Source organism: Cryptosporangium phraense (genome assembly GCF_006912135.1).
Lineage (GTDB): Bacteria > Actinomycetota > Actinomycetes > Mycobacteriales > Cryptosporangiaceae > Cryptosporangium > Cryptosporangium phraense.
This window is the reverse complement of the sequence record NZ_VIRS01000007.1, coordinates 131,690-156,051: the sequence shown is the minus strand read 5'-3', so window position 1 is coordinate 156,051 and position 24,362 is coordinate 131,690. Positions and strand designations below refer to the sequence as shown.

Below are 24,362 nucleotides of genomic sequence, written 5' to 3'. Positions count from 1 at the left end.
AAATCTGGCCGTCCGCACAGCCATCTCCTAGGGCCGGAAAAGATGAGAGTTCACCGAACTCTGCCTACGATCGGCAGGTGACGGAGCAGACCGAGGTGCCGCGCCGGCGTCCGTGGGGACGACGGGTGCTCCTCGGGGCCGCCGTCTTATGGGCCCTGGTGCTCACCGCGGTCGTCGTGGTCCGCGGCGGGCCGGACGATCCCGCCCCGGCCGCCGCGCCCTCCCCGTCGCCGTCCCCGTCGGGTCCGCTGACCGTCGCGCAGGTGTACCAGGCCGTCGTCCCCTCGGTCGTATTGATCCAGGCCACCGGGGGTTCGTCGGACGTCGACCACAGCGGACGCGCCCGGTCCGGCACCGCGCTGGGCACCGGCGTCATCGCGAACGGTGACGGCACCGTGCTGACCGCGTTCCACGTCGTCGAGGGCGCCAGCAAGATCACGCTGACGTTCGCCGACGGGACGCGGTCGGCGGCCACGGTCGGGGCCGGGTCGAAGGCGATGGACATCGCGACGCTCGTCCCCGAGACGCTGCCCGACCCGACCGTGCCGGCGACGCTCGGCGGCGGTCCGGCGGTCGGCGACCAGGTCGTCGCGATCGGCAACCCGCTCGGCCTGGCCGATACGACGACCAGCGGGGTCGTGTCGGGCCTGAATCGGAACGTCCCCCGGGCCGGCGCCGCGCCGCTGCGCGGGCTGATCCAGTTCGACGCGGCCGTCAACCCGGGGAGCTCCGGCGGGCCGCTGATCAACGACGGCGGCCAGGTCATCGGCATCGTCGTCGCGCTCGTGAACCCGACCAACGCCGGCACGTTCATCGGCGTGGGCTTCGCCGTGCCGATCGGCGCGGCGGTCGGCGCCGGTGAGGGCGACGGCCGGGTGCCGCCGTTATGAGAGGGGCTCGATGAGTACGCAGTGGAACGGCTCGGCCGCGCCGAGCGGGGCCGGACCGGCCGAGCAGGTCGTCTACGAGGTCAAGAAGACGATCGTCGGCCAGGACGTCCTGCTCGAGCGGTTGCTCGTCGCGCTGCTGGCCCGCGGGCACGTCCTCGTCGAAGGCGTCCCCGGGCTGGCCAAGACGCTCGCGGTGAAGTCGCTCGCGGAAGCGATCGGCGGCCAGTTCCACCGGGTGCAGTTCACCCCCGACCTGGTGCCGGCCGACATCCTCGGCACCCGCGTCTACCACCAGCCGACCGGCGAGTTCCAGGTCTCGCTCGGCCCGGTGTTCACGAACCTGCTGCTGGCCGACGAGATCAACCGCGCACCGGCCAAGGTGCAGAGCGCGCTGCTCGAGGTCATGCAGGAACACCAGGTGACGATCGGCCGGGAGACCCACCGGGTCCCGGAGCCGTTCCTGGTCATGGCGACGCAGAACCCGATCGAGTCCGAGGGCACGTATCCGCTGCCCGAGGCCCAGGTCGACCGGTTCATGATGAAGGTCCTGGTCGGCTACCCGAGCGCGGCCGAGGAGTTCGTCGTCGTCGAGCGGGCCCTGGCCGGCACCCCGGCGATCCAGGAGATCATCGACCCCGAGCGGCTGGTCGCGATGCAGCGCGAGGCCGACCGGGTCTACGTCGACCCGGGGTTGATCGAGTACGCGGTGCAGGTCGCGGCCGCGTCCCGCAACCCCGCCTCGGTCGGCCTCTCCGACCTGGCGAAGTACGTCACGTTCGGGGCCAGCCCGCGGGCGTCGATCAGCCTGGTGCTCGGCGCGCGGGCGCTGGCCTACCTGCGCGGCCGCGACTACGCGGTCCCGGAGGACCTCACCGACCTCGCTCTCGACGTGTTGCGGCACCGGCTGGTGCTCTCCTACGAGGCCCTGTCCGACGACGTGACGGCCGACGACGTCCTGGGCAAGATCCTCTCCTCGCTGCGGGTGCCGGAGCCGGCGAAGCAATGACCAGCGCCCCCGACCGGTTGCTCCGGCGGCTCGAGTGGCAGCTGCGCCGCCGGGTCGACGGGCGGCTGCAGGGCGCGTACCGCACGGTGTGGCGCGGCGCGGGCATCGACTTCACCGACCTGCGTCAGTACACCCCGGACGACGACGTCCGGCACATCGACTGGAACGTCACCGCGCGCCTGGACGAGCCCTACGTCCGCCAGTACACCGAGGACCGCGAGCTGACCGCGTGGATGGTCGTCGACCGGTCGGCGTCGATGCGGTTCGGGAGCGGGAAGTACCCGGTCGGGACGGCGCTGACCGTGGCGCTGGCCCGGCTGCTGGCCCAGGGCGGCAACCGGGTCGGCGCGATCCTGTACGACAACGCGTCGTCGTCGGTGGTGCCGCCGCGGACCGGGCGGAACCAGGTGCTGCGGCTGGCCCGGGAGCTCTCCGCCGAGCGCGCCGGGTCCCGGGGGGCGGTCACGGACCTGGCCGGGATGCTCCGGCTGGCCGCGTCCACGACCTCGCAGCGGCGCAGCCTGGTGTTCGTCGTCTCGGACTTCATCGGGGATCCGGGCTGGGACCGCCCGCTCACCGCGCTCTCGCACCGGCACGAGGTCGTCGTGCTGCGGATCGTCGACCCGGTGGAGTTCGCGCTGCCGGACGTCGGAGTGATCCTGGTGGAGGACGCGGAGACCGGCGAGCAGGTCCTGGTCGACACCAGTGATCCGCTGCTGCGCAAGCGCCTTCAGGCGCAGTTCTCCGACCGGGAGGACGGAATCTCGGCCGGGATGCGGAAGGCCGCGGTGACCGAGCACCGGATCAGCACCGACGTGGACGTCCTGGAGTCGCTGGTGCGGCTGGTGCGGGAATCGCGGAGGCGCCGGTGAACGTGGACTATCCGGTCGTGCTGGGGATCGCTCTTGTCGTGACCGTCGCGGCGGTCGTGGGGTACGTGGTGCTCGCCCGGCAGCGGACCGCCGCGCTGGCGGCGGCCGGGCTCTCCCCGGGGGGCGGGCGGCTGCGCCGTCACCTGCCCTACGTGCTGCTGCTGGCCGCGTTGCCGCTGCTGCTGGTCGGGCTGGCCCGCCCGTCGGCCGAGGTGACGGTTCCGCGGGTTGCCGGCACGGTGATCCTGGTCTTCGACGCGTCGAACAGCATGCAGGCCACCGACCTCAAGCCGAGCCGGCTGGCCGCGGCCCGGAAGGCCGCGACCGCGTTCGTCGAGAACCAGCCGTCGAGCGTGGACATCGGCGTCGTCGTCTTCGGCGATCAGGCGCTGCAGACCCAGAGACCGACCGACGACCACGACCTGGCGCTGGCCGCGATCAACCGGGTCGGCGGCACCGGCGGCACCTCGCTGGGCCAGGCGATCCTGGCGTCGCTGTCGTCGATCACCGGGAAGCCGGTCAGCCTGCCCGCGGACCCGTCCGCTCCGGTCGGCGACGACCTGGGGTATTGGCCGTCGGCGTCGATCGTGCTGTTCTCGGACGGTGAGGAGAACGGGGGCACGGACGTCTCGTCCGCCACCGCGCTGGCCGCCGCCGCCGGTGTCCGGATCCAGACCGTCGGAGTGGGGACCGCGGGCGGGACGACGGTCGAGGTCGACGGGTACCAGTTGGCCACCGCCCTGAACTCGCAGCAGCTGACGACGATCGCGCAGGCCACCGGCGGGAAGTACCTGAAGGCCGACGACGCCGACGGGCTGGCCGACTCGACCCGGTCCATCGATCTGCGGCTGACCAGCAAGCGGGAACCGCTGGAGCTCACCGCCCCGTTCGCCGGGGCCGCGCTGGTGCTGCTCGTGGTGGGTGCGCTGCTGATGAGCCGCTGGCACGGAAGGATCGTCTGATGTCGCTGCACTGGCCGTGGGCGTTGCTCGCGCTGCTGGCCGTGCCGCTGCTCCTGGTCGCCCGGTGGTGGTTCAACCGGCGCCGGCGGCGCACGGCGCTCCAGGTGTCGTCGGTGGCGCTGATCCGGGCCGCGCTGCCCGGGCGGTCGGCGTGGCGGCGGCGGATCCCGGTGCTGCTGTTCCTGATCGGACTGTTACCGCTGGCCGCCGGGCTGACCCGCCCGGAGGCGTCGGTGCAGGTGCCGACGAACGACTCGTCGATCCTGCTGGCGATCGACGTGTCGGGCTCGATGTGCAGCACCGACATCGACCCGAACCGGCTGGCGGTGGCCAGCGAGGCGGCCCGGAAGTTCATCCGCTCGCAGGACAACGGGACGAAGATCGGGCTGGTCGCGTTCTCCGGCATCGCCGGCCTGCTGGTCGCGCCGACCACCGACCAGGACGCGCTGCTCGGCGCGATCGACGGGCTGAAGACCGCCCGGGGCACCGCGATCGGGCAGGCGATCCTCACCGCGATCGACGCGATCGCCGAGATCAACCCGGACGTGATGGCGAGCGGGATCGACCTGTCCGGCGCGGCGCCGACCCCGCAGGACGGCCAGGCGCCGCCGGGGGACTACGAGCCGGACACGATCGTCGTCCTGACCGACGGCTCGAACACGCAGGGCGTCGACCCGGTGACCGCGGCCGAGCAGGCCGCGGCCCGCCGGGTGCGGGTCTACACGATCGGGTTCGGGACGACCGAGCCCGCGCCGATGGTGTGCACCGCCGACCAGATCAGCGGGGACGCGACCGGAGGGAACTGGGGCGGGACCTGGGGCGGCGGGCCGCGCGGGGGCGGCCGCCGGGTGCAGCAGATCGACGAGGCGGCGCTGAAGTCGGTCGCGGACCTGACCGGCGGCCGCTACTTCAAGGCCGAGGACGCGGATCAGCTGGCCGACGTGCTCGGGGATCTGCCCAGCCAGATCGGCCTGCAGAAGAAGAAGGTCGAGATCACGGTGTGGTTCGTGCTGGTCGGCGCGGTGCTGGTGTTCTCCGGCGTGGCGCTGTCCCTGTGGTGGAACCGTCCGCGGGAACGGGTCTGACGCGGGCGGGACTTCGCGGATTGACGGTAAATCGGCCTCTCCCGGGCTCGGGAGAGGCCGATTTCCCGGCAAATCACGAGCAGCGGCGGCCGCGGTTGATGCAGTCGGCCACGAACCGCATCGACGAGTTCGACATCACGTTGATGAAGTCGTTGTGCTCGTCGATCGGCTTGTGCAGCTGCTCGGGGAAGCCGTCGATCGCGAACGACGGGCCGGTCGGCACGTCGTAGGTGAGCGTGATCGTCAGCTTCGGGATCGCTTTCGTGCCGGTGGGGCACTTGCCCCGGGCGTCCGGGAACACGACGTGGGTGCGGTGGTTCGCGCTGTCGGTGTTCTTGCCGTCCCAGCAGCTCGGGAACTCGGCGACCCGGGTGAACCCGCGGCCGTTCGGGCACAGCGTGTACTTGTCGGTGGAGATGCGGTTCGTGAAGCCGGTGCAGGTGAATTTCGCGTGCGCGTTGGCGCCGCCGTTCGTGAAGGCCTTGGCGTCCCCGGTGAGCACCCGCAGGAACCGGGGCATCGGCACGACCTTCGAGAACGGGTTGCCGGTGTAGGTGATCTTCACCGTCGGGCGGAGCACCTTGCCGACGTTGAGGTCCTCCTTCAGCTCGCCCGGGACGCGCTTCTGGTTCTTCTTCTTGGTGATGTCCCGGACGACCGGCCAGTAGTAGCTGGACCGGTCCCCGCGGTCCCGGCAGGTGGTTCCGCCGCGGGCCAGGCTCGCGTCCGTCGATCGGAACGACGTCGTCTTGTTGCCGACGTAGTCGTGCAGGTGATGCGCCCCGTTGCCGACGCCGGGCGCGACGACGACGTTGTCGGAGTTGAAGTGCCCGTTCTCGTTGTTGCCGCAGCGGGCGGTGAACACCCCGGCCGAGCCGCGGCGGGTCGTCCGGGCCACGGTGTTGCGGGTGACCGGGACCTTGCGGATCGAGATGAAGTCGGCCGGGACCGGGCCGGTCTGGGTGTGCTGGTGGCCGCTGGGGGAGGCTCCGGCCGAGGCGGTCGACTGGGCGGCGGCCGTGCTGGTGGCGGCGGCTTGCTGGACCTGGCAGGTGGCGAGGTTCTTCGCGTCGAGGTCGGGCGTGGGTGGCGTCACGCGGCCGATCGCGATCGCGATCCGGTCGATCGTGGCCTTCCGCTTGTCGGCCAGCGGACCGAGGATCGCGTTCTGGACGAAGTCCTTGCCGCCCTGCCCCGCCGAGCTCGCGAGGCGCTTGGTGGCCTCGTCGATCTGCGTCTGGAGCAGCGTGAGGTTGCGGTTCACCTCGTCGGCGGCGCGGTCCGGCACGGCCGGGAGCGCGGCGCGGACGTCCGGGCACACGATGGTGCCGGGGGATTGGGCCGTCTTGTCGCTGGCGGCGGACACGCCGACCAGCGTGGTGCCGGTGATCGCCACGGCCGCCGCCCCGACGACCAGCCCGATGGTCCACTTTCTGCGCACTTGCTGCCTCCGCCGGATGTCATGCGCCGTTTCGAACACGGCTTCGCTCACCCAGACGCGGTTCTTCGTCACGTGGTTCGACGTCACGCGTATCGATTTCTCAGGTGGTGCACAGGCGGTAAGAATCGGGCCGGGACGCGCACTACCCGGTGTGGACGGATACCCCCATGGCTGAGGCCGAGCGGTTCACCGCGCTCTACCGCGAGCACTCCGCGCGCGTCTACGCGTACGCGGTCTCCCGCGGTGGGCGCGGGCTGGCCGAGGAGGTCGTCGCGGAGACGTTTCTGGTCGCCTGGCGGCGGCTGGACGTCGTGCCCGCGGCCGGTCCGGGGCCCGGGCCCGGCCCGGTGCCGTGGCTGCTGGCGACGGCGCGCAACGTGCTGCGCGAGCGGTTCCGGGACGAGGTACGGCAGCGGTCGGTCGCCGAGGAGCTGCGGGCCTGGGTGACCGGGTCGGCGGAGGACGAGGTCGCGGAGCGGGCCGGGCTGCTCGCGGCGCTCGCGGCGCTGTCCGAGGACGACCGGGAGCTGCTGACGCTGGTGGCGTGGCACGGGTTGTCGGCGGCGGATGCGGCGCGGGTCGTGGGGTGCTCGACCAGTACGTTCTTCGTCCGGTTGCATCGGGCCCGGCGGCGCCTGGAACAGGCGGTGCGTCAGGCGGACGAACCGCCCGCCGCGCCGCGGTCGTCTCTTACGGAACCGCCTCGTGCGGGGCTGCCTCCCGCGGAACCGTCTCCGGTGGGGTCCTCTCCCACCGGGCGGTCCCGCACCGGGCCGGCTGCCGCAGGGCCGTCTCCCTCCCGGCCGTCCCCCTCGCGGCCGTCTCCGGCGGAACCGCCTTCTCGTCCGTCGACGCCTTCTCGAACGGAGACCCGCTCATGACCCGGGACACCCTGCGGCTGCTCACCGACGCCCGCCCCGCGCGCCTCGACCGCCCGCCGACCGACACCGACGCCGAGGTCGCCGCCATCCTGGCCCGCGCGACCGCGCCGGCCGCCGGCCCGCTGGCCGCCGCCTCGCCCACCGCTGTGGAGTCGGACACCGCTCCGGCCGGCCCCACGGCCGCGGACGGGGTTGCGGGTGCCGGGCTCGGGGTGGGCGGGGGATACCCGGGCGACCGGCCGCCGGGGGTGGACCGGCGACTTGTCGGGGTCTCCGGGGGCTCCGGAGACCCCGGAAAGTCGGCAAACCGTGGGCTGACGCCGTGGGTCGCGACGGCGGTGGCCACCGCGGCGGCGGTGACGGTGCTCGTCGTGAGCGTGCCGCGCACCGCGCCCGACCACGCGACTCCGGTCGCCGGGCCGGTCACGCTGGCCGCGAGCCCGCCGTCCGGCGGCGCGGTGCCGAGCCCGCGGACGATCCTGCTGGCCGCGGCCGAGGTCAGCGCCCGTCAGTCCGCACCCCCGGCCACCGGCGGACGCTACTGGGCCGACCGCCGGGAGGGCGCGCACGTCGAGCGCGCGTCGATGAAAGGCAAGCAGTTCGACGTGCTGGTGCGCTTCCGCGAGGAGTTCTGGAACTCCCGGCGCACCGACGTGCCCGGCTTCTACGTCTACCAGGAGCTCGGCGCGGTGCCGGCGAGCCCGGCCGACGCGGCGATCATCAGGAGCCTCGGGTCGCCGTCACGCTACGGCACCGGGCAGCGGGTGCCGACGGATCCCAACGACCCGAACAGCCCGACCGTGCCGTTCGAGTACGACACGAAGCCGGGCCGGGTGAGCGTCGTCGAGCAGCCTTCGACGCCCCTCGCGCTGCCGCACGCGGGCATCCGGTACGACCGGCTGGACTCGCTGCCGACCGAACCGGCCGCGCTGAAGGCGCTGCTGGCCAAGGAGGCGATCCCGAACGATCCGTCGTCGATGTTCGCGATGATCTTCCGCGCGGCCTCGCTGCCGGTGAGCCCGGCCGTGCGGTCGGCGCTGCTCGAGATCCTGGCCGGGTTGCCCGGCGCGTCGTCGGCCGGTGAGGTCCGCGACGCGAAGGGGCGGCCGGCCGAGACGATCGTGCTCCCGTTCGGGAAGGGCACCGAGTCCTGGTACCTGATCGACGCGAAGACCGGCGCCCCGCTGGGCGTCGAGGTGCACCGCACCGACGACCGGGCCTACACGACGTACGACCTCGGCGTCAGCGCCGGCTGGGAGGACCAGCCCCCCGGCCGGTAGCCCCCCGGCTCACGGCTCGGCCCGCGACAGCTTCGACGGCCACCAGATGAACCGGCCGATGTCGTGGGCCAACGCCGGCACCAGGACGCTGCGCACCAGGATCGTGTCGAGCAGGACGCCGAACGCCACCGCGAACCCGACCTCGGCCAGGAACACCAGCGGCAGCACCCCGAGCACGACGAACGTCGCGGCCAGCACGACACCGGCGGACGTGATGACGCCGCCGGTGACCGCGAGCCCGCGCAGCACGCCCTCGCGGGTGCCGAACTGCAGCGCCTCCTCGCGGACCCGGGTCATCAGGAAGATGTTGTAGTCGATGCCGAGCGCGACCAGGAACACGAACGCGAACAGCGGGAACGACTGGTCGGCCCCGGCGAACCCGAAGACGTGCTCGAACGCGAACCCGCAGACGCCGAGCGTCGCCGTGAACGAGAGCACGACGGTGGCGATCAGCAGCAGCGGCGCGATCAGGGCCCGGAACAGCCCGGCCAGGATGACGAAGATGACCAGCAGCACGATCGGGATGATCAGGTTGCGGTCGTGCACGGACGCGGTCGACACGTCGAGGTTCGCCGCCGACGCGCCGCCCACCTGGGCGTTCGCACCCGGGACCGCGTGCACGGCGGTGCGCAGCCGCTTGACGGTCTCGTAGGCGGCCGGGGAGTCGTAGGAGTCGGACAGCGTCGCGTCGATCACCGTGCGGCCGTCGATCGGGGCCACCTGCAGCTGCGGCGGGACGCACCCGGCGGCCGCGCCGTCGGAGGGCTGGGCCGGGGCCGCCGGGGCTGACTTGGCCGCCTCGGCCAGCTTCGCGTAGTCGGGCTGGACGCAGACCGCCCCCGGCTCGCGGGACACGCCGTCGACCTTGCTGGCGGCCGCGATCACCGCGTCGGCCGACCCGGCGTTCGCGACGATCACCGCGGGCGCACCGGCCCCCTTGTCGAAGTTCGCGTCGTACAGCTCCTGGCCGACCACGGCGTCCGGCTTCGACGTGAAGCCCTCGGACGTCGTGAGCCCGTCGGTCTTCAGCGCGGTGAGCCCGAGCAGGCAGATCAGCAGGACGACGACCGCGCCGGCCCAGGCCGCCCGGTGGTGGGCCCCGACGAACCGGGAGACCCGGCCCCAGAGCCCGTGCGACGCGATGTCGCTCTGGTGGTCGCGCTGCGGGATGCGCGGCCAGAACACCCAGGACCCGCCGAGCGTCCAGAAGATGCCCCGGGCGCCCGCGGGCCGGGCCCGGCGCAGCCGCGGCACCACGTAGGCCAGCAGCTGCGGGATCGGCCAGAACCACAGCTTCGGCACCAGGACGAGCGCCAGCGGCAGGAACGTCGTCATCACGATCAGCGTGCAGACGATGCCGATCGCCGACACCGGACCGAGGCTCTTGTTCGAGTTGAGCTCGGAGAAGCTCAGGCAGAGCAGGCCGATCGTGACCGTCGCGGCCGACGCGGCGATCGCCGGCAGCGACGCCTTCCAGGCCGCGACCATCGCGTCGACCGGCGGGTACTCGTGCAGCTCCTCGCGGTACCGGGCGATCAGCAGCAGCGCGTAGTCGGTGCCCGCCCCGAGCACCAGCACCGAGAGGATGCCCTGGCTCTGCCCGGTGAGCGTCAGCGTCCCGGCGTCGGCCAGGTAGTAGATCACCAGCGACGAGAGCCCGAGCGCGAGCCCGGCCGAGATCAGCGGCAGGAACGGCAGCACGATCGACCGGTAGACCAGCAGCAGGATCAGGAAGATCACGACGACCGCGGTGAGCAGCAGCGTGCTGTCGAGGCCGGAGAACGCGTCGATGAACGCGATCAGCAGGCCACCCGGGCCGGCCGAGTGGACGGCCAGACCGTGGGGGGCGGCGTCGCGCGCGGTGGACAGCACCCGCTTCTCGTGGTCGAGCAGCTGGTCGCCGTTGAGCGCCGTGCCGTTCTTCGACGCGACCAGCGGCACGTAGAGCGCGGCCGTCGCGCCGTCGGCGGAGTACTGCGGTGGCGTGACTCCGGAGACGTCCACCCCGGGCAGGGTGCGGGCCTTCGTCGCGACGGAGGCGATCGCGGTGCGGTCGGCGGCCCGCAGGCCGCCGTCGCGGTGGAAGACGACGAAGCCGGGCAGGTTCTCGATCGGCGTGAACTTCGCCGACTCGTTCCCGGCCTTCGTGGACTCGGCCGACGCCGGCAGGTAGGAGGCGTTGTCGTTCTTCTGGACTTCGGACAGTTTGCCCTGGTAGGAGCCACCGGCCCCACCGACCAGGAACACGAGGACGCCGACCGCGATGATCGCGGCGAACGGCCAGCCGCGGCGCGGACGCGGCGGCGAAGAGGTCTCGGCTTGCTCCAAGACGGTCACGCAGAGCATTGAACCATCGGCGTGCGACAGGATTATTTCCGTGTGCTACAGGTAGCGAATGCTCGTGGACCGGGAGAAGATCGCTGCCGCTTTACCGTCGTACGAGGTGGGGCGGCAGTTCGGCAGCGGCGGCTTCGGCCTGGTGCTGGAGGGGCGGCACCGGTCGCTGGGCCGCAGGGTCGCGATCAAGGTCCTGACCACGCCCGAGCCCGCGGTCGAGCGCCGCTTCCTGGCCGAGGCCCAGGTCATGGCCGCGTTCGACCACCCGCACGTGGTCCGGGTGCACGACTACGCCGACCACGAGGGCCTCTGCCTGCTCGTGCTGGAGCACTGCCCGGGCGGCACGCTCAGCGACCGGCTGGACGCCCCCGTCCGGCCGGAGACCGCGTGCGCGATCACGCTCGCGGTCGCCGACGCGCTGCACGCGGCGCACGCCCGCGGGATCATCCACCGTGACGTGAAGCCCGACAACGTGCTGTTCGCCGAGGACGGCGCGGCCAAGGTCACCGACTTCGGCCTGGCCAAGATCTACGAGGGCAGCGTCGTGACCAGCGGCTCGCTGGTCGGCACGCCCGGGTACGCGGCTCCCGAGCAGATCCTCGGCCAGCCGGTCCGGCCGGCCTCCGACGTCTACGCGCTCGGCGGCGTCGCCTACCACCTGCTTTCCGGGCGGCCGCCGTTCCCGGAGGGCGTCCCGATCGCCGAGATGCTGCACCGGCAACTGCACGACTCGGCGCCGATCCCGGTCGGGATGCCACCCCGGTTCGCCGAGGTCGTCGGCCGCGCCCTACGGCGCGACGTGGCCGCGCGGACCCCGTCGGCCCAGGAGTTCGCGGTCGCGCTCGCGTCCGCGGCGACGGCCGAGCTCGGCCCCGGCTGGCTGATGCGGGCCGAGGTCCCGCTGCGGGTGGAGGAGGAGGTGCGCCAGGCCGCGACCGCGGTCGCCCGGGCCGGGCGCACCGACGTGACGGTCGCGAGCCGCACCGAGCGCCGCCCCCGCCGCGCCGACCGCGGCTCCGCGCCCGGCTCCGGCCGGTCCGCGCCCGCGGGGACCGGCCGCCACGCGGCCCCCGAGGCCGAGGACGGCCCGCGGTACCCGTCGGGCCCGTCGGAGTTGCTGTCCACCTCCGAGGTCCGACGCCGGATCGACGTCTGGGCCTCCCATGCGGACGAGGGACCGAGCCGGCGGACGTTGCTCCTGCTGCTGGCCGGGCTGGCGGTGCTGGCCGCGCTGAGCATCGGCGCGGGCGCGGTGGTCGGCTCCCTGCAGAGATGACTTCCGTCCGCAGAGCGGACACTGGTACGTTCAATTCATGGCAAATCGCGGCACCGGTCCGGACTTCGTCGAGGCGCTGGCCCGCGGGCTGGACGTGCTGGCCGCCTTCGACGCCCGCCGGCCGGTGATGTCGCTGAGCGAGGTCGCGTCGGCCACCGGCCTGGCCCGGCCCACCGCCCGGCGGCTGCTGCTCACGCTCGAGGAGATGGGCTACGTCCGCGCGGCCGGCGGGGGGTTCGCGCTGACCCCCAAGGTGCTCTCGCTCGGCCTGGCCTACATCAGCGCGCAGGGGCTCTGGGACATCGCCCGCCCGCACCTGGAACGCCTGGTCACGGCCACCGGCGAGTCGTCGTCGATGGCCCAGCTCGACGGGTCCGACATCGTCTACGTGGCCCGGGTCTCGGTGCCGAAGATCATCACGCTGCGGGTCGACATCGGCACCCGGTTCCCGGCCGCCCAGACGTCGCAGGGCAAGGTGCTGCTGGCCGGCCTGGAGCCGGCCGACGTCGACCGGGTGCTGGCCGAGCCGAGCCGGTCGGGTCTGCCGCCCTACATCGGTCGCGACCGGGCCACGCTCACCGCCGAGCTGACCGAGGTCCGGGCCCGCGGCTGGGCCCTGGCCGACGAGGAGCTCGCGCCGGGCGTCCGGTCGGTGGCCGCACCGGTCCGGGACGGCTCCGGGCGGGTCCGGGCGGCGATGAACGTGACCGTGCACGCGGCCGAGACGTCGCTGGAGACGCTTCTCGACGAGCATCTTCCGAAGCTGTTGCGCACCGCGGGCGATGTGAGTGCCGAGTGGGCGCTCTGGCAGTCGCGGCCGCACGTCGAGATCGAACGGGACGCCGAGGTTTCTTGACACTGCCGGAACCGGCGGGAACAGTGGCGGACAGGTGTCCGTAGAGCGGTCAGGAGTGGTTCGCGTGTCTGAAGGCCCGTTGTCCGGAATCGTGGTCGCGGACTTCTCCCGCGTCCTCGCCGGGCCGTACGCGACGATGCTGCTCGCCGACCTGGGCGCCGAGGTGGTCAAGGTCGAGGGCCCGGCCGGCGACGACACCCGGGGCTGGGTCCCGCCGGTGCGCGACGGCGTCGGCACGTACTACCTGGCCGTCAACCGCAACAAGCGGTCGATCGCGCTGGACCTGAAGGACGCCGACGACCTGGCCGTGGCGCACGCGCTGTCGGCCCGGGCCGACGTGTTCATCCAGAACTTCAAGCCCGGCGGCCTGGCCCGGTTCGGCCTCGACTACCCGTCGGTGCGCGCACGCCGGGCCGACACGATCTACTGCTCGATCAGCGGCTTCGGCGCCGAGGGCGGGGCGAAGCTGCCCGGCTACGACCTGCTCGTGCAGGGCATGTCCGGGCTGATGAGCCTGACCGGCTCGCCGGACGGCCCCCCGTTCCGGGCCGGGATCTCGGTGTTCGACGTGATGACCGGCCTGCACTCGGTGATCGGCATCCTGGCCGCCCTGCACCACCGCGACGCCACCGGCGAGGGCCAGCACGTCGAGACGAACCTGCTCTCGACCGCGCTGTCCACGTTGGTCAACCAGACCTCGGCCTACGTCGCCGGGGGAGTGGTGCCGAACCGGATGGGCAACGCGCACCTGAGCCTGTTCCCGTACGAGCCGCTGGAGACCGGCGACGGCGAGCTGATCGTGGTGGCCGGCAACAACGGGCAGTTCCGGAAGCTGGCCGAGGTTCTCGGCCACCCGGAGTGGGCCGACGACGAGCGGTTCGACACGATCGGCAAGCGCAACGACAACCGCGAGGAGCTGCGTCCGCTGCTGCTCGAGGCGCTGTCGACGAAGAGCGCCCAGGACTGGTTCGGGATCCTCACCGAGGCCGGGCTGCCGTGCGGTCCGATCAACACCGTGCGGGGTGGCGTCGAACTGGCCGAGCGTCTGGGGCTCGCGCCGGTCGTGGAGATCGGGGGCGTGCCGACGGTGCGGAACCCGATCGGGTTCTCGGCCACACCGCCGAGCTACCGCTCGGCGCCGCCGGCGCTCGACCAGCACGGCGACGAGGTCCGCCGCTGGCTGGCCGGCGACGCGCCGCTGCCGGCCGCGTCCACCTCCGACGAAGCCGACGAAGCCGACGGAGCCGACGGAGCCGACGGAGCCGACGGAGCCGACGCGACGACCGGGACGGAGGCGGACCGTGGCTGACGCCGGGGACGACCGCGAGCAGATCGACCGGCCGGTCTACCCGACCGCGCTGGGCGCGTCGAGCAGGCACGAGATCACGCTGCTCGGGCAGTCGCTGGCCGACGACGTGATGGGCAAGGTCGGCTTCGGCGAGCTGGCGTTCTGGCTGGCCACCCAGCGCCGCCCGACGCCGGGCGAGACCCGCGTGTTCGAGGCCGTGCTGGCCGCCCTGGCCGACCACGGCTTCACGCCGACCGCGATCGTCACCCGGCTGACGTACCTGAGCGCCCCGGACTCGGTGCAGGGTGCGCTCGCGGCCGGGCTGCTCGGGGGCGGCTCGCGCTTCCTGGGCGTCACCGAGGACTGCGGACGCTTCCTCCACGACGTCGTCGTAGGCCTGGAAGCTCGACCGACCGACGACGCGGGCTGGGACGCGGTGGCCCGGGAGGTCGTGGCCGCGCGACGCGCGGAGAAGAAGTTCGTGCCCGGCCTCGGGCACCACGTGCACAAGGACGGCGACCCGCGGACCCGCCGCCTGTTCGCGATCGCCACCGAGGAAGGGCTCTACGGCCCCCACCTCTCCCTGTTCGCGGCCATCGGCCGCGTGCACCCGGAGATCCTCGGGAGGACGCTGCCGCTGAACGGCGCCGGGGTGTGCGGGGCCGCCCTGGCCGACCTGGGCCTGCCGCTGGAGCTGCTGCGCGGCTTCGCGCTCCTGGCCCGCACGGCCGGCCTGATCGGACAGCTGGCCGAGGAGCTCCGTCACCCGGTGGCCAACGACATCTTCCTGTCCGTGGACCTCAATAATCGGTCCGTCGCCCCAGACCCGTACGGAGGTGCCCATGGCTGAATTGGTCGCGGTGATCGCGTCCACTCACCACCCCTTCTACTACAAGACGAGCACGGCCCCGGAAGAGGAACGGCCGCCGTTCGCCGCGGAGTGGATCAGCAAGATCGAGAACTTCCGCGAGACGCTCACCCGGGCGCGGCCGGACGTGCTGGTGATGGTCGGGTCCGACCACTTCCACCAGCTGTGGCTGGACAACATGCCCCAGTTCCTGGTCGGCAAGGCGCCGGTCTACGACGCGAACTGGTACAACGAGGAACGCGAGTTCGGGCTGCCCCGGATGCGCCTGGCCGGTGACGAGGCGTTCAGCCAGCACATCCTGCGTGAGGGCCTGGACGCGGGCTTCGACCTGGCGTTCAGCAACGAGCTGCGGATCGACCACAGCGTGACCTGCCCGATCATCACGCTGCGCCCGCAGGCCGACCTGCCGATCGTCCCGATCTACACGAACATCTTCGCGCCGCCGCTGCCCCAGCCGAAGCGGTTCGTCCAGCTCGGGAAGACGATCCGGGAGCTGGTCGAGTCGATGCCCGGCAACCAGCGCGTCGCGGTGATCGGCACCGGTCACCTGAGCCTGGAGCTCGGCGGCCCGCGCCAGTTCGGCCCCACCGGGCCGGACCCGGAGTTCGACCGCAAGGCGGTCGAGTGGATCGCGTCCGGCGACATCGAGGGCTGCCTGGCCGAGGTGACGCTGGAGAGCCTGCACAAGCCGGGCAACGCCACCCACGGGTTCATGGACTTCATGCTGATGATGGGCGTGGCCGGCGAGGGCGCCAAGGCCGACTACACCGAGACCGTCGACCTGTTCCACACGATGGAGGCCTACTTCACCTGGTATCCGAAGGGGGCGTCGTCGCTGTGAGCAAGTACCTGGTGAACAAGTTCCTCTACACGGTCGACCGCGACCCCGACCTCGTGCAGCGCTACCGGGACGACCCGGCCGGCACGGTGGCCTGGTGGGAGACCGAGAAGGCCAACGAGATCCTCAACTGCGTCACCCAGGAGAAGTCGACCTGGCTGGCGTTCGAGGACGAGGAGCGCGACGCGCTCGTCGCTCAGGACCACGTCACGCTGTTCGAGCTGGGCGCGCACCCGTTCCTCACGCTGACGCTGTTCATCGCGATGTTCGAGCACGACCACGAGCCGCTCGGGTACGTGAAGGCCTACGCCGAGCGGATGGCGCACATCTCGCTGCCCTATCCGGACATCGCCACGTAGACCGGCTGCCTCTCGGGGTGTGGCGTGAGCGCGCGCCACGCCCCGAGCACCAGCGCGGCGCCGGCGACGGCGTCGAGCACCCAGTGGTTCGCGGTCGCGACGACGACCAGCGTCGTGATCGCCGGATAGGCGAACGCGAGCGCCTTCAGTAACGGTCGCCGGGCCAGGCCGCTCAGCACCAGCGCGCACCACAGCGCCCAGCCGACGTGCATCGACGGCATCGCGGCCAGCTCGTTGAGCCCGGCCGACGCGTTGGTCGTCCACCAGCCGACGTCGGCGGTCGCGACCATCGTGTCGACGTACCCGGGCAGGAACCGCGGCGGCGCGGTCGGGAACAGCAGATATCCGCCGAGCGCGACCGCGGTCGCGGCCATCAGCGCCAGCCGGGCCCGCTGGTAGCGCTCGGGCGCCCGCCGGTACAGCAGGATCAGCACGGCCGGCGTCACCAGGTAGTGCAGCCCGGCGTACCAGAACCCGGCCGCGGCCTCGAGCGCGTGGTGCGCGGCCAGCGCGTGGTTCAGCGCTCTCTCGACGTCGAGGCCGAGGTGGTGCTCGAGCCCGAGGACGTCGCGGGCGTGCCGGACGCCGACGTCCCGGTCGTTCGCCGCGGCCAGGCGGATCAGGTCGTACGGAACGAGAAATGCGATGACCAACGCGAGCTCCCGTTTCCAGGAGAGCGTGGTGTGCGGCTGATTGAGCACAAACCGTCCAATTGCCCGTATATCGGTCATACCTGCTCTACACTCGCCAGTCGTGACCGCCCCCTCCACCGTCGCTCCCGACCCCGACCCGGCCGCGATCGCGTTGCTGCCCGCCGCGGTCCGCGCCGCGTACGACGCCGCCGACCGCACCGGCCAGCGGATCCGGCTGGGCACCGTGCCGGAGTTCACGCTGGTGCTGGTGGGACCGGTGGACTCCGGAAAGACCGTACTGGCCGCGCGCATCCTCGCCGACGTGGCGGCCACGTTCCCGGGGCTGGCCCCGCGTCCGGGGCGGGGGATCGGGGTTCCGGTCGAGTGGGTGTACGGGCCGGTGCCCACGCTGTGGCTCGCGGTCGGCGACGCCTGGGAGCAGGTGCCGTGCGACTTCGCCGACTTCGGGTCGCGGGCCGACCTGCGCCGGGTCCGGGTGGCCGCGCCGGCCCGGGTGCTCGACTCCTGGGGGCTGGGGATCGTCGACACGCCGGGGCTCGTCGACGGGTCGGATCCGTCGCTCGACGAGGCCCGCCGGGAAGGCGTCGGGGTCCTGTACGTGCTGCCGCGGCGGGGCGTGACCGAACTGGACGTGCAGGCCCTGGAGGCGCTGCGTCACGTACCGTCGGTGCTGGTCGAGAACCGGCGGGCGTCCGAGGCGGCGGGCGGGCCGGCCGGAATCGGCGAGGTCGCCGCGCCGGGCGTGGTGGTCCCGCTGGTGACCTCGCGGCTCGGGGCGCCCGGCCCCGAGCTGGACCTGCTGCGCCGGTGCGTCGCCGCGCTGCGCGCGCACACGCTGCCGGAGCGCTGGGCGTCGACGTTGAGCGCGGCCGCGGCGCGCAGCCGGGAGACCGTCGGCGCGGAGTACGCGCGCCGCCGGACGATGGCGGTGATGGCCCGGCATCCGGATTGGATCGGGTCGCTGCACGTGCTGGCCGACCTGCTGGCCGTCGAGCGCGACGGTCCGGCGGTGATCGACCTCGACGACCGGCTGGCCCAGGTGGCCCGGCTCGCGTCCGAGGTCGGCTCGGCCCCGGCGCTGCGCGCCGCGGTGGAACAGGACGCGGCCGCGCTGGCCGAGGCCTACGACGCCCAGGCCGACGTCGTCGAGCCACCGCCCGAGGTGGACACCGGCGGGGTGCCGTTCGGCTCGCACTACTCGCGGACCCGGGACGACCTGGTCGCGCTGCTCGACAACGCGCTGGCCGACGCCGGGCTCGGCGCCACCGGGGCCGAGCGGGAGGCGCTGGCCGGCATCCGCGGCGGGGTGCTGGTGGAGCGGCCCGAGGTGGTCGTGCTCGGACCCGCCTCGGCCGGCAAGTCCGCGCTGATCAACGCGCTGATCGGGGCCCCGGTGCTGCCGGTCGCGGCGCACGCCTCGACGTCCGCGGTGACCCGCCTGCGCCACGCGTCCACGCCGAGCGTCGGCGTCACCTGGCGCGACGACGTCACGCTGCGGCTGCTCTCCCCGGGCGCCGAACCGCACCAGGTCCGCGTCCACGTCGAGAACGTCCGGGCGATCGAACGGTGGTTGCGCGACCGCGCGGTCGCGGCCCGCGACGCGGAGTTCCGGCCGCTGACGCCGACGCCGGCCGGGATCGACGGACCGGCCGCGCTGGCCCGGCTGTGGGCGATGCTCGACTTCAGCGGGTCCCCGCACCGGCACGCGTACCTGGCGCCGAGCCCGGACCGGCCCCGCATCATCGACCCGTCGGTGCCGGCCGAGGTGACCGTGCGCGCGTTCGCGAGCACGCCGGACCGCTGGCCCGGCCCGGCCGGCCGCGACCGGGCCCTCGAGGAACTGGCCCGGGATCCGTCGCTCGCGGTCCGGATCGGCACGCTCGAGCTCGGCGAGCCGTGCCCGCTGCTGGAGCACGTCACGATCGTCGACACGCCCGGCACCGACGCGCCGCTGGTCCACCACCGGGCCGACGTCCAGCGCGCGGTCCGCGACGGGCGGCCGAGCGTCGTCGTGTACTGCATCGACGGGACGAAGCCGGCGTCGCGGGAGGACGAGGCGAACCTCGCGTTTCTCCGCAACAGCCGCACGGACGCGCGCGTCTACGTCGTCCTCACGAAGAAGGGGCTGGTGGGGTCGCACGCGGACCGGATCCGTGAGGCGGTCGCGCGCGGGCTGACCGCGCCGGGCGCGGCGCGCCCGCCGATCTACTTCACCGAGGTGGTCGCGGACCGCAACGACGAGTTCCGGGCCTTCGCCGACGACCTGCGGCGGGCGGTCCTCAGCGCCCAGCAGGCCGCGCTGGCGGCCTGGATCGACCGGGCGCACGCGGTGGTGTCCGAGGTCGCGGAGCGGCACGGCCGGCGGGTGGAGCGGGTCGCCGAGGGGGAGCGGGGCCGGGCCGCGCGCGCCGACGGGCTGCGGGCCGACGTCTCGACGCTGGCCGAGGTCCGGGCCGCGCTGCGCACGGCCGCCTGGGGTGAGCCCGGGCTGCGCGACCGGGTGGACGCGGTCGTGGCCGACGCGGTCCGGCCGGTCGACGAGGTGGTGTTCGGGGAGCGGCGGGGGACGCCCGCGGCCCGGGAGCGGCTGGCCGCGCGGCTCGAGGACCTGAACCACCGGGCCGGGATGGTGCTGGCCGAGGCGTGCGCGGCGGTCGGCCGGGAGCTGTCGGTGCGGATCCCGCGCGGGACGCTGCGGGTCCCGGAGCCGGTTCCGGACGGGACGCCGTTCGCGGTGGCCGTTCCCGTCCTCGCTCCGGCCGAGAGCCCGGGCGGGTGGCGGGCGCTGGTCGATCCGCGGCGCTGGCGGTCCGCGCCGGACGAGGCCTGGCTGCTCGTCGGCACCGAGTGGCCGGCCGCGCGGGAACGGGGACGCCGGGCCGTCGCCGCGACCGTCGAGGAGTTCCTGGGACGGCTCGACGCCGAGCTGGGCCGTCTCGCGGACGAACTGGGTGCGGAGGTCGCCGCGGCCGGCGACCGGGCCGTGCCGCACGAGGGCGCGATCGCCGGCGAGGGACGCGACCGCGCGTCGCTCTGGCTCAAGCGCCTGGACGCCGTTGGCCGGACATGTAGCGGAGGGGACAGTTGACCACTACCCGGGACGTTCATCAAGAGACGGTGACGCTGCTCAGCGACGCGGTCACCGACATCACGAAACGCGCGGTCGAGCCGACGCTGGCGCCGTTCGGCGCCGAGCTGCGCGAGACGATCGCCGCCCTCGACGTGCGGCTGCGGACGCTCGACGAGCTGCTCGGCGACGACCGGGCCGATCGCTTGCGGCTCTCGTCGCAGGTCGGCGACCTGGTGCGGACGACGGCGTCGGGCACCGATCAGCTGCGGGAGCGGATCGACATCGCGACGCTGTCGCTGGACGATCTGCGGTCGCAGGCGACCGAGAACAGCGCGACGATCGAGAAGCTGCGGCGGTTCGCGCTCGGGTTGTCGGTGGCGCTGCTGCTCGCGCTGGCCGCGCTGGGTGTGGTGGTGCTCGGCTGGGGCTGAGCGTCAGCGCAGGAGCTCGATCGCTTCGGCGTGATGGAAGTGGGTGGCCCAGTCCAGCGGGGTGCCGTCGAAGCGGGCGTCGCGGATCGTCGGGTCGGCGCCCCGGGCCAGCAGCAGCGCGATCAGGTCGGTGCGGTTCTCGCCCGCGGCCGCGTGCAGGGCGGTCTCCCACTCCATCGGGGTGGGGCCGTCGGCGCGGCCGCGGGCGTCGACGTCGAAACCCCGGGCCAGCAACGTTTCCAGGGCCGGGGCGCCCCGGCTGGCCGTGGCCCAGACGACCAGCCCGGGGAGCTGCTCACGCACGCGTGCGCGCAGGCCCGGGTCGGCCGCCTCCAGTTCGTCCAGAGTGGACGGGTCCGCGGCCAGGGCGGCCCCGACCCAGCGGGTGACCGGGTCGGCGTCCGGGACGCCCCCGAGCCGCTCGGCGAGCTCCGGGTAGCCGTTGCGCAGGGCCAGCTCGGCCGGGGTGCGTCCGTCGCGGTCGCGGAAGCCGGGGTCGACGCCGGAACGCAGCAGCAGGTCCACCCGGGCGGCCTGCCCGTGGACGACGGCCCACAGCAGCAGCCTGCGGAGCATCTCGGCCGGGGTGTCGGTGGCGTCGGTGAGCCGGCGGTGCCAGGGGCCGCCGTCGCCGGTGCCGAGGCCGGCGTCGAACAGGATCTCGAGGAAGTCGTCGTCGGAGCGGAACTGGCGGTTGTAGAGCGTCTGGGCGTCGTTCGGGTCGGCGCCGGCGTCGAGCAGCAGCCGGGCCAGCGCGGAGCTGTGCGGATGACGCGGCTGGTGGGCGGCGCCCTGCTCGCCCTCGCCGAAGACGCCGGTGAGCACGGTGAACGGCGTCGGCAGGCCGTGCCAGAGGTAACCCTCGTTCGGGTCGGCGCCGTGGCCGAGGAGGAGCTCGGCGATGCCCGGGGCGTCGTCGGCCGGAGAGACCCGGCTGTAGGCGAGGTAGAACAGCGGGCGCCAGCCGTACGGGCCGCCGGGGCGCGTCGCGAGCGTGGGGTCGCCGCGCAGCCGGCGGGCGACCGTCGCCCGGTCGTTCGCGGCGGCCGCGGCCCAGACGTCGTCGTCCGGGAGCTCGGGACGCAGCGCGGCGGCCGCGGCCCAGCGGGCCGGGTCGTCCTCGGCGCTGTAGGTGAGGCAGGCGAGGCGGAGGAACCGGTGGGCGACGGGCTCGTCGGCCGGGACGTCGGCCGGGTCCCAGCGGTGGGCGTCGACGACCGCGAAGTAGCGCACGACCGCGGGCCAGGACCGGAACCCGTGCGCGCGGGCGACGACGAGTTGGGCGGCCGAGAGCTTGAACGTGGCCGGGTCGGCGGGGGCGCCGTCGGGGTGGTGGGTCGCGACGAGGTCGAGGCCCCGGGGCTCGCGGGCGCGGACCGCGCGCTGCAGGCGTCGGGCGAGTTTGCGCAGGTGGTCGAGCCCGGGGTTCATCGGAAGCGTGACGGTCGGCATCGCCGACCTCCTCTCGGGTGCGCCCGCGGTCCGCGTCACCGGGCTCGAAAGGAGGCCTACGGCAGAGAAAGGGTGCTGCTCGGGTGGGCTGAGCCCTTCCCGCGGACCGGAGGCGCCCCACGCGCCACCCCCACGCTAACGCGTCCCGGCTCCGGTAGTCTAGGCGGAGATATCTCCGGTTATGGGGGAGGGCGTGTGGTCCGGGCGGACGCGCGGGAGAATCGGCAGCGGATCGTCGACGTGGCTCGGGAGGCGTTCGCGTCGGCCGGCGACACGTCGCTGAACGAGATCGCGAAGCGCGCCGGAGTCGGCCCCGGAACCCTGTACCGGCACTTCCCGACCCGCGAGGCGCTCGTCCTCGAGGTCTACCGGGCCGAGATCGAGGCCCTGGCCGCGCTCGCCCCGGCCCTCCTCGACGACCACCCGCCGCTGGAGGCGCTGCGCCGGTGGCTCGACCGCGTCGCCCGCTACGGGCAGCTGAAGTACGGCGTCGCCGAGGTGATCCACGCGGTCACCACCGACAGCGTCGAGGCCGAGGCCTACCGGCTGGTGACCGGCGCGATCCGGACGCTGCTCGACGCCGGCGCGGCCACCGGCGAGCTGCGCCCGGACGTCGACGACGGCGACTTCCTGCTGCTGATCTCGTTCCTCTGGCGGATCGACCCGGAGACCGGCGGCGAGGCCCAGGCCACCCGCATGCTCGACCTGGTGATGGCCGGGGTCCTGGCGCGCCCGAGGACACTGTAGGCATGTACCTGATCAAGGAGCGGTTCTTCGACATCGGTGACGACTACGACATCACCGACGAACACGGCAACAAGGTCCTGCACGTCGACGGCAAGGTCCTCAGCCTGCGCAACCGCACGGTCATCGAGGATCTCCAGGGCAACGAGGTCGCGTCGGTGCACCGGCACCTGGTGTCGCTGCGCCCGACCTATGAGATCCGGATCGGCGGCGAGAAGGCCGCCGAGGTGAAGAAGAAGCTGTTCACGCCGTTCCGGGAGAAGTTCACGATCGACGTCCCCGGGCCGGACGACCTGGAGATGACCGGCAACCTGATCGACCGCGAGTTCGTGATCGAGCGTGGCGGCCAGGGCATCGCGGTGGTCTCGAAGCGCTGGTTCCGGATCCGCGACACGTACGCGGTGAACGTCCTGGCCGGCCAGGACGACCTGCTCATCCTGGCCGGCGTGGTCGCCCTCGAGCTCGCGATGAGCCGCAAGGCCGAGAAGGACGACGATTAGAGCGGCTTGAACCAGACCGTCAGGTCGCACGGCGTCGCCAGCAGCGGCGCCAGGTGCGGGTACGTGAGTTCGAGCGGCTCGTTCCGCTCGTGCCGGTAGCCCAGCCGTCCGTACCAGGCCCGCAGGAACTCCTTCGACGGGTGGGCCCACTCGTGCGGGACCAGGATCTCCAGCTGCATGGTGGTCCGGCCCGCGTCGCGGGCCCACTCCTCGGCGGCCGCGACGAGCTCCCGGCCCACGCCCGTCCCGCGGTGCTTCCGCGAGGCGGCCAGCATCCCGAACTCACCGGTGCGGTCGTCGAGCAGTTGGACGCGGACCACGCCGGCGATCTCGCCGCCGGCCAGCGCGACCAGCAGCTGCCCGGCGGTGATCAGCGACGCGACCTCGTCCACCGACGTGCGGGGCGTCCCCGGCGGCCACAGGCCCTCCTCGGCCTCCGCGTAGACCTCGTTGACGAGGGCGGCCAGCTCGGCGGCGTCTCCGGGAACGGCGGGGATGATCACTGGGCGAACGATATCCCGCCGTTGACCGGATACGTCTGACCGGTGATCCAGGACGCCTGCGGCCCGGCCAGGAACACCGCCAGCGCGGCCGCGTCCTCGGGCCGGCCCGGGCGCCGCACCGCGTACCGCCGGAGCAGGGCCCGCGCCCGGGGGTCGTCCGGGTCGGACCAGAGCGCCTCGGTCGCGGGTGTCCGCATCGTGCCGAGCGCGATCGTGTTGACCGTGACGCCGTACCGTCCGCACTCGACCGCGAGGGCCCGGGTCAGGCCGGCCGCCCCGGCCTTCGACGCGCTGTACGCGGCCAGGTTCGCCTCGCCGGTGCGGCCGGAGTCCGAGCTGATCGTGACCACCCGGCCCCAGCCCCGGTCGATCATCCCGGGCAGCACCGCCCGGGCGCAGTGCAGCACCCCGTACAGGTTCACCCGCAGGAACGGCTCCCAGTCGGCGGGCCCGCTGTCGACGAACCGGCCCAGGGTGCCGAAGCCCTCGCGACCGGCGTTCCCGGCGTTGTTCACCAGCACGTCGACCGGCCCGCCGTCGCTGACCGCCGCGGTCACCGCGTCGTAGTCGGTGACGTCGAACGGCACGCCGGCCGCGGCGCCCCCGGCCGCGGCGATCTCGTCCGCGACCTCCTGCGCGCGCTCCGCGCGCAGATCGTTGACCAGTACCTCCGCCCCGGCCTCGGCGAAGGCCAGGGCGATGCCCTTCCCGACGCCTTGCCCGGCGCCGGTGATCAGCGCCCGCCGTCCGCTGAGATCTATGTGCATCGC

The 24,362-nt window shown here is 73.3% G+C and carries 23 protein-coding genes; 17 read left to right on the top strand and 6 right to left on the bottom strand.

Features of this window, described 5'->3' with window-relative positions; all coding sequences use genetic code 11:
• Positions 1 to 77 precede the first annotated feature (77 nt).
• Genes FL583_RS12465 through FL583_RS12445 form a run of 5 tightly spaced genes read left to right on the top strand, consistent with a single transcriptional unit; the run spans position 78 to position 4,815 of the window.
• Positions 78 to 890, top strand: coding sequence for a S1C family serine protease (locus FL583_RS12465; RefSeq protein WP_142704753.1), 813 nt, complete (start codon positions 78 to 80; stop codon positions 888 to 890).
• Positions 891 to 900: 10 nt separating this feature from the next.
• Positions 901 to 1,896, top strand: coding sequence for an AAA family ATPase (locus tag FL583_RS12460; RefSeq protein WP_142704752.1), 996 nt, complete (start codon positions 901 to 903; stop codon positions 1,894 to 1,896).
• Positions 1,893 to 2,768, top strand: coding sequence for a DUF58 domain-containing protein (locus FL583_RS12455; protein ID WP_142704751.1), 876 nt, complete (start codon positions 1,893 to 1,895; stop codon positions 2,766 to 2,768). Before FL583_RS12460 ends, FL583_RS12455 begins: the two co-directional genes overlap by 4 nt.
• Complete coding sequence (locus tag FL583_RS12450) at positions 2,765 to 3,730, top strand: vWA domain-containing protein (protein ID WP_142704750.1); 966 nt, start codon at positions 2,765 to 2,767, stop codon at positions 3,728 to 3,730. Before FL583_RS12455 ends, FL583_RS12450 begins: the two co-directional genes overlap by 4 nt.
• Complete coding sequence (locus FL583_RS12445; protein WP_142704749.1) at positions 3,730 to 4,815, top strand: VWA domain-containing protein; 1,086 nt, start codon at positions 3,730 to 3,732, stop codon at positions 4,813 to 4,815. The genes FL583_RS12450 and FL583_RS12445 overlap by 1 nt, the downstream gene beginning before the upstream one ends.
• Before the next feature lie 73 nt (positions 4,816 to 4,888).
• On the opposite strand, the gene FL583_RS12440 is transcribed toward FL583_RS12445, so the two are convergent.
• Entirely contained in the window at positions 4,889 to 6,256 is a 1,368-nt protein-coding gene (locus tag FL583_RS12440; RefSeq protein ID WP_205752067.1) for a DUF1996 domain-containing protein, read from the bottom strand.
• Between the two features lie 167 nt (positions 6,257 to 6,423).
• On the opposite strand from FL583_RS12440, the gene FL583_RS12435 reads away from it, so the two are divergent.
• Both FL583_RS12435 and FL583_RS12430 read left to right on the top strand, forming a co-directional pair.
• Complete coding sequence (locus FL583_RS12435; RefSeq protein WP_142704748.1) at positions 6,424 to 7,137, top strand: RNA polymerase sigma factor; 714 nt, start codon at positions 6,424 to 6,426, stop codon at positions 7,135 to 7,137.
• Positions 7,134 to 8,417 carry a CU044_5270 family protein gene (locus FL583_RS12430; RefSeq protein ID WP_142704747.1) on the top strand — a complete coding sequence of 428 codons (1,284 nt, stop codon included), beginning with the start codon at positions 7,134 to 7,136 and terminating at the stop codon, positions 8,415 to 8,417. Before FL583_RS12435 ends, FL583_RS12430 begins: the two co-directional genes overlap by 4 nt.
• Positions 8,418 to 8,426: 9 nt before the next feature.
• On the opposite strand, the gene FL583_RS12425 is transcribed toward FL583_RS12430, so the two are convergent.
• Entirely contained in the window at positions 8,427 to 10,754 is a 2,328-nt protein-coding gene (locus FL583_RS12425) for an MMPL family transporter (RefSeq protein ID WP_205752066.1), read from the bottom strand.
• A 58-nt stretch (positions 10,755 to 10,812) separates the two neighbouring features.
• On the opposite strand from FL583_RS12425, the gene FL583_RS12420 reads away from it, so the two are divergent.
• From FL583_RS12420 to FL583_RS12395, 6 genes are read left to right on the top strand one after another with little or no spacing between them, the layout of a single operon-like run.
• The gene (locus tag FL583_RS12420; protein ID WP_142704745.1) at positions 10,813 to 12,030 is read left to right on the top strand and encodes a serine/threonine-protein kinase; all 1,218 of its coding nucleotides are present in this window, start codon (positions 10,813 to 10,815) and stop codon (positions 12,028 to 12,030) included.
• Positions 12,031 to 12,067: 37 nt separating this feature from the next.
• A complete protein-coding gene (locus FL583_RS12415; protein ID WP_142704744.1) occupies positions 12,068 to 12,886 on the top strand; it encodes an IclR family transcriptional regulator domain-containing protein in 819 nt (272 codons plus the stop codon).
• 55 nt (positions 12,887 to 12,941) lie between these two features.
• A complete protein-coding gene (locus FL583_RS12410; protein WP_142704743.1) occupies positions 12,942 to 14,195 on the top strand; it encodes a CaiB/BaiF CoA transferase family protein in 1,254 nt (417 codons plus the stop codon).
• Between the two features lie 22 nt (positions 14,196 to 14,217).
• On the top strand, positions 14,218 to 15,024 hold the full coding sequence (locus FL583_RS12405) for a citryl-CoA lyase (protein ID WP_142704860.1): 807 nt from the start codon (positions 14,218 to 14,220) through the stop codon (positions 15,022 to 15,024).
• Complete coding sequence (locus FL583_RS12400) at positions 15,017 to 15,883, top strand: DODA-type extradiol aromatic ring-opening family dioxygenase (RefSeq protein WP_142704742.1); 867 nt, start codon at positions 15,017 to 15,019, stop codon at positions 15,881 to 15,883. Before FL583_RS12405 ends, FL583_RS12400 begins: the two co-directional genes overlap by 8 nt.
• Positions 15,880 to 16,239, top strand: coding sequence for a hypothetical protein (locus tag FL583_RS12395; RefSeq protein ID WP_142704741.1), 360 nt, complete (start codon positions 15,880 to 15,882; stop codon positions 16,237 to 16,239). Before FL583_RS12400 ends, FL583_RS12395 begins: the two co-directional genes overlap by 4 nt.
• Here FL583_RS12395 and FL583_RS12390 read toward each other — a convergent pair.
• On the bottom strand, positions 16,218 to 16,970 hold the full coding sequence (locus FL583_RS12390) for a phosphatase PAP2 family protein (protein ID WP_170323616.1): 753 nt from the start codon (positions 16,968 to 16,970) through the stop codon (positions 16,218 to 16,220). The genes FL583_RS12395 and FL583_RS12390 overlap by 22 nt on opposite strands.
• Before the next feature lie 22 nt (positions 16,971 to 16,992).
• Here FL583_RS12390 and FL583_RS40875 point away from each other — a divergent pair, with 22 nt between their 5' ends.
• Positions 16,993 to 19,980: a dynamin family protein gene (locus FL583_RS40875; RefSeq protein WP_205752063.1), complete on the top strand. Its 2,988-nt coding sequence runs from the start codon at positions 16,993 to 16,995 to the stop codon at positions 19,978 to 19,980.
• Between the two features lie 29 nt (positions 19,981 to 20,009).
• Positions 20,010 to 20,393 carry a hypothetical protein gene (locus tag FL583_RS12380; protein ID WP_142704739.1) on the top strand — a complete coding sequence of 128 codons (384 nt, stop codon included), beginning with the start codon at positions 20,010 to 20,012 and terminating at the stop codon, positions 20,391 to 20,393.
• 3 nt (positions 20,394 to 20,396) lie between these two features.
• On the opposite strand, the gene FL583_RS12375 is transcribed toward FL583_RS12380, so the two are convergent.
• The gene (locus tag FL583_RS12375; protein WP_142704738.1) at positions 20,397 to 21,845 is read right to left on the bottom strand and encodes an ankyrin repeat domain-containing protein; all 1,449 of its coding nucleotides are present in this window, start codon (positions 21,843 to 21,845) and stop codon (positions 20,397 to 20,399) included.
• Positions 21,846 to 22,040: 195 nt separating this feature from the next.
• Here FL583_RS12375 and FL583_RS12370 point away from each other — a divergent pair, with 195 nt between their 5' ends.
• Both FL583_RS12370 and FL583_RS12365 read left to right on the top strand, forming a co-directional pair.
• Positions 22,041 to 22,592 carry a TetR/AcrR family transcriptional regulator gene (locus FL583_RS12370; protein ID WP_142704737.1) on the top strand — a complete coding sequence of 184 codons (552 nt, stop codon included), beginning with the start codon at positions 22,041 to 22,043 and terminating at the stop codon, positions 22,590 to 22,592.
• Positions 22,593 to 22,594: 2 nt separating this feature from the next.
• Positions 22,595 to 23,089, top strand: a complete 495-nt coding sequence (locus FL583_RS12365; RefSeq protein WP_142704736.1) for an LURP-one-related/scramblase family protein — start codon at positions 22,595 to 22,597, stop codon at positions 23,087 to 23,089.
• Here FL583_RS12365 and FL583_RS12360 read toward each other — a convergent pair.
• Together FL583_RS12360 and FL583_RS12355 are read right to left on the bottom strand one after the other, a co-directional pair.
• Positions 23,086 to 23,592 (bottom strand): GNAT family N-acetyltransferase, encoded by a 507-nt coding sequence (locus tag FL583_RS12360; RefSeq protein WP_142704735.1) that lies wholly within the window; start codon positions 23,590 to 23,592, stop codon positions 23,086 to 23,088. The two genes, FL583_RS12365 and FL583_RS12360, sit on opposite strands and share 4 nt — an antisense overlap.
• Positions 23,589 to 24,359, bottom strand: coding sequence for an SDR family NAD(P)-dependent oxidoreductase (locus FL583_RS12355; RefSeq protein WP_142704734.1), 771 nt, complete (start codon positions 24,357 to 24,359; stop codon positions 23,589 to 23,591). Before FL583_RS12355 ends, FL583_RS12360 begins: the two co-directional genes overlap by 4 nt.
• Between the last annotated feature and the right edge of the window lie 3 nt (positions 24,360 to 24,362).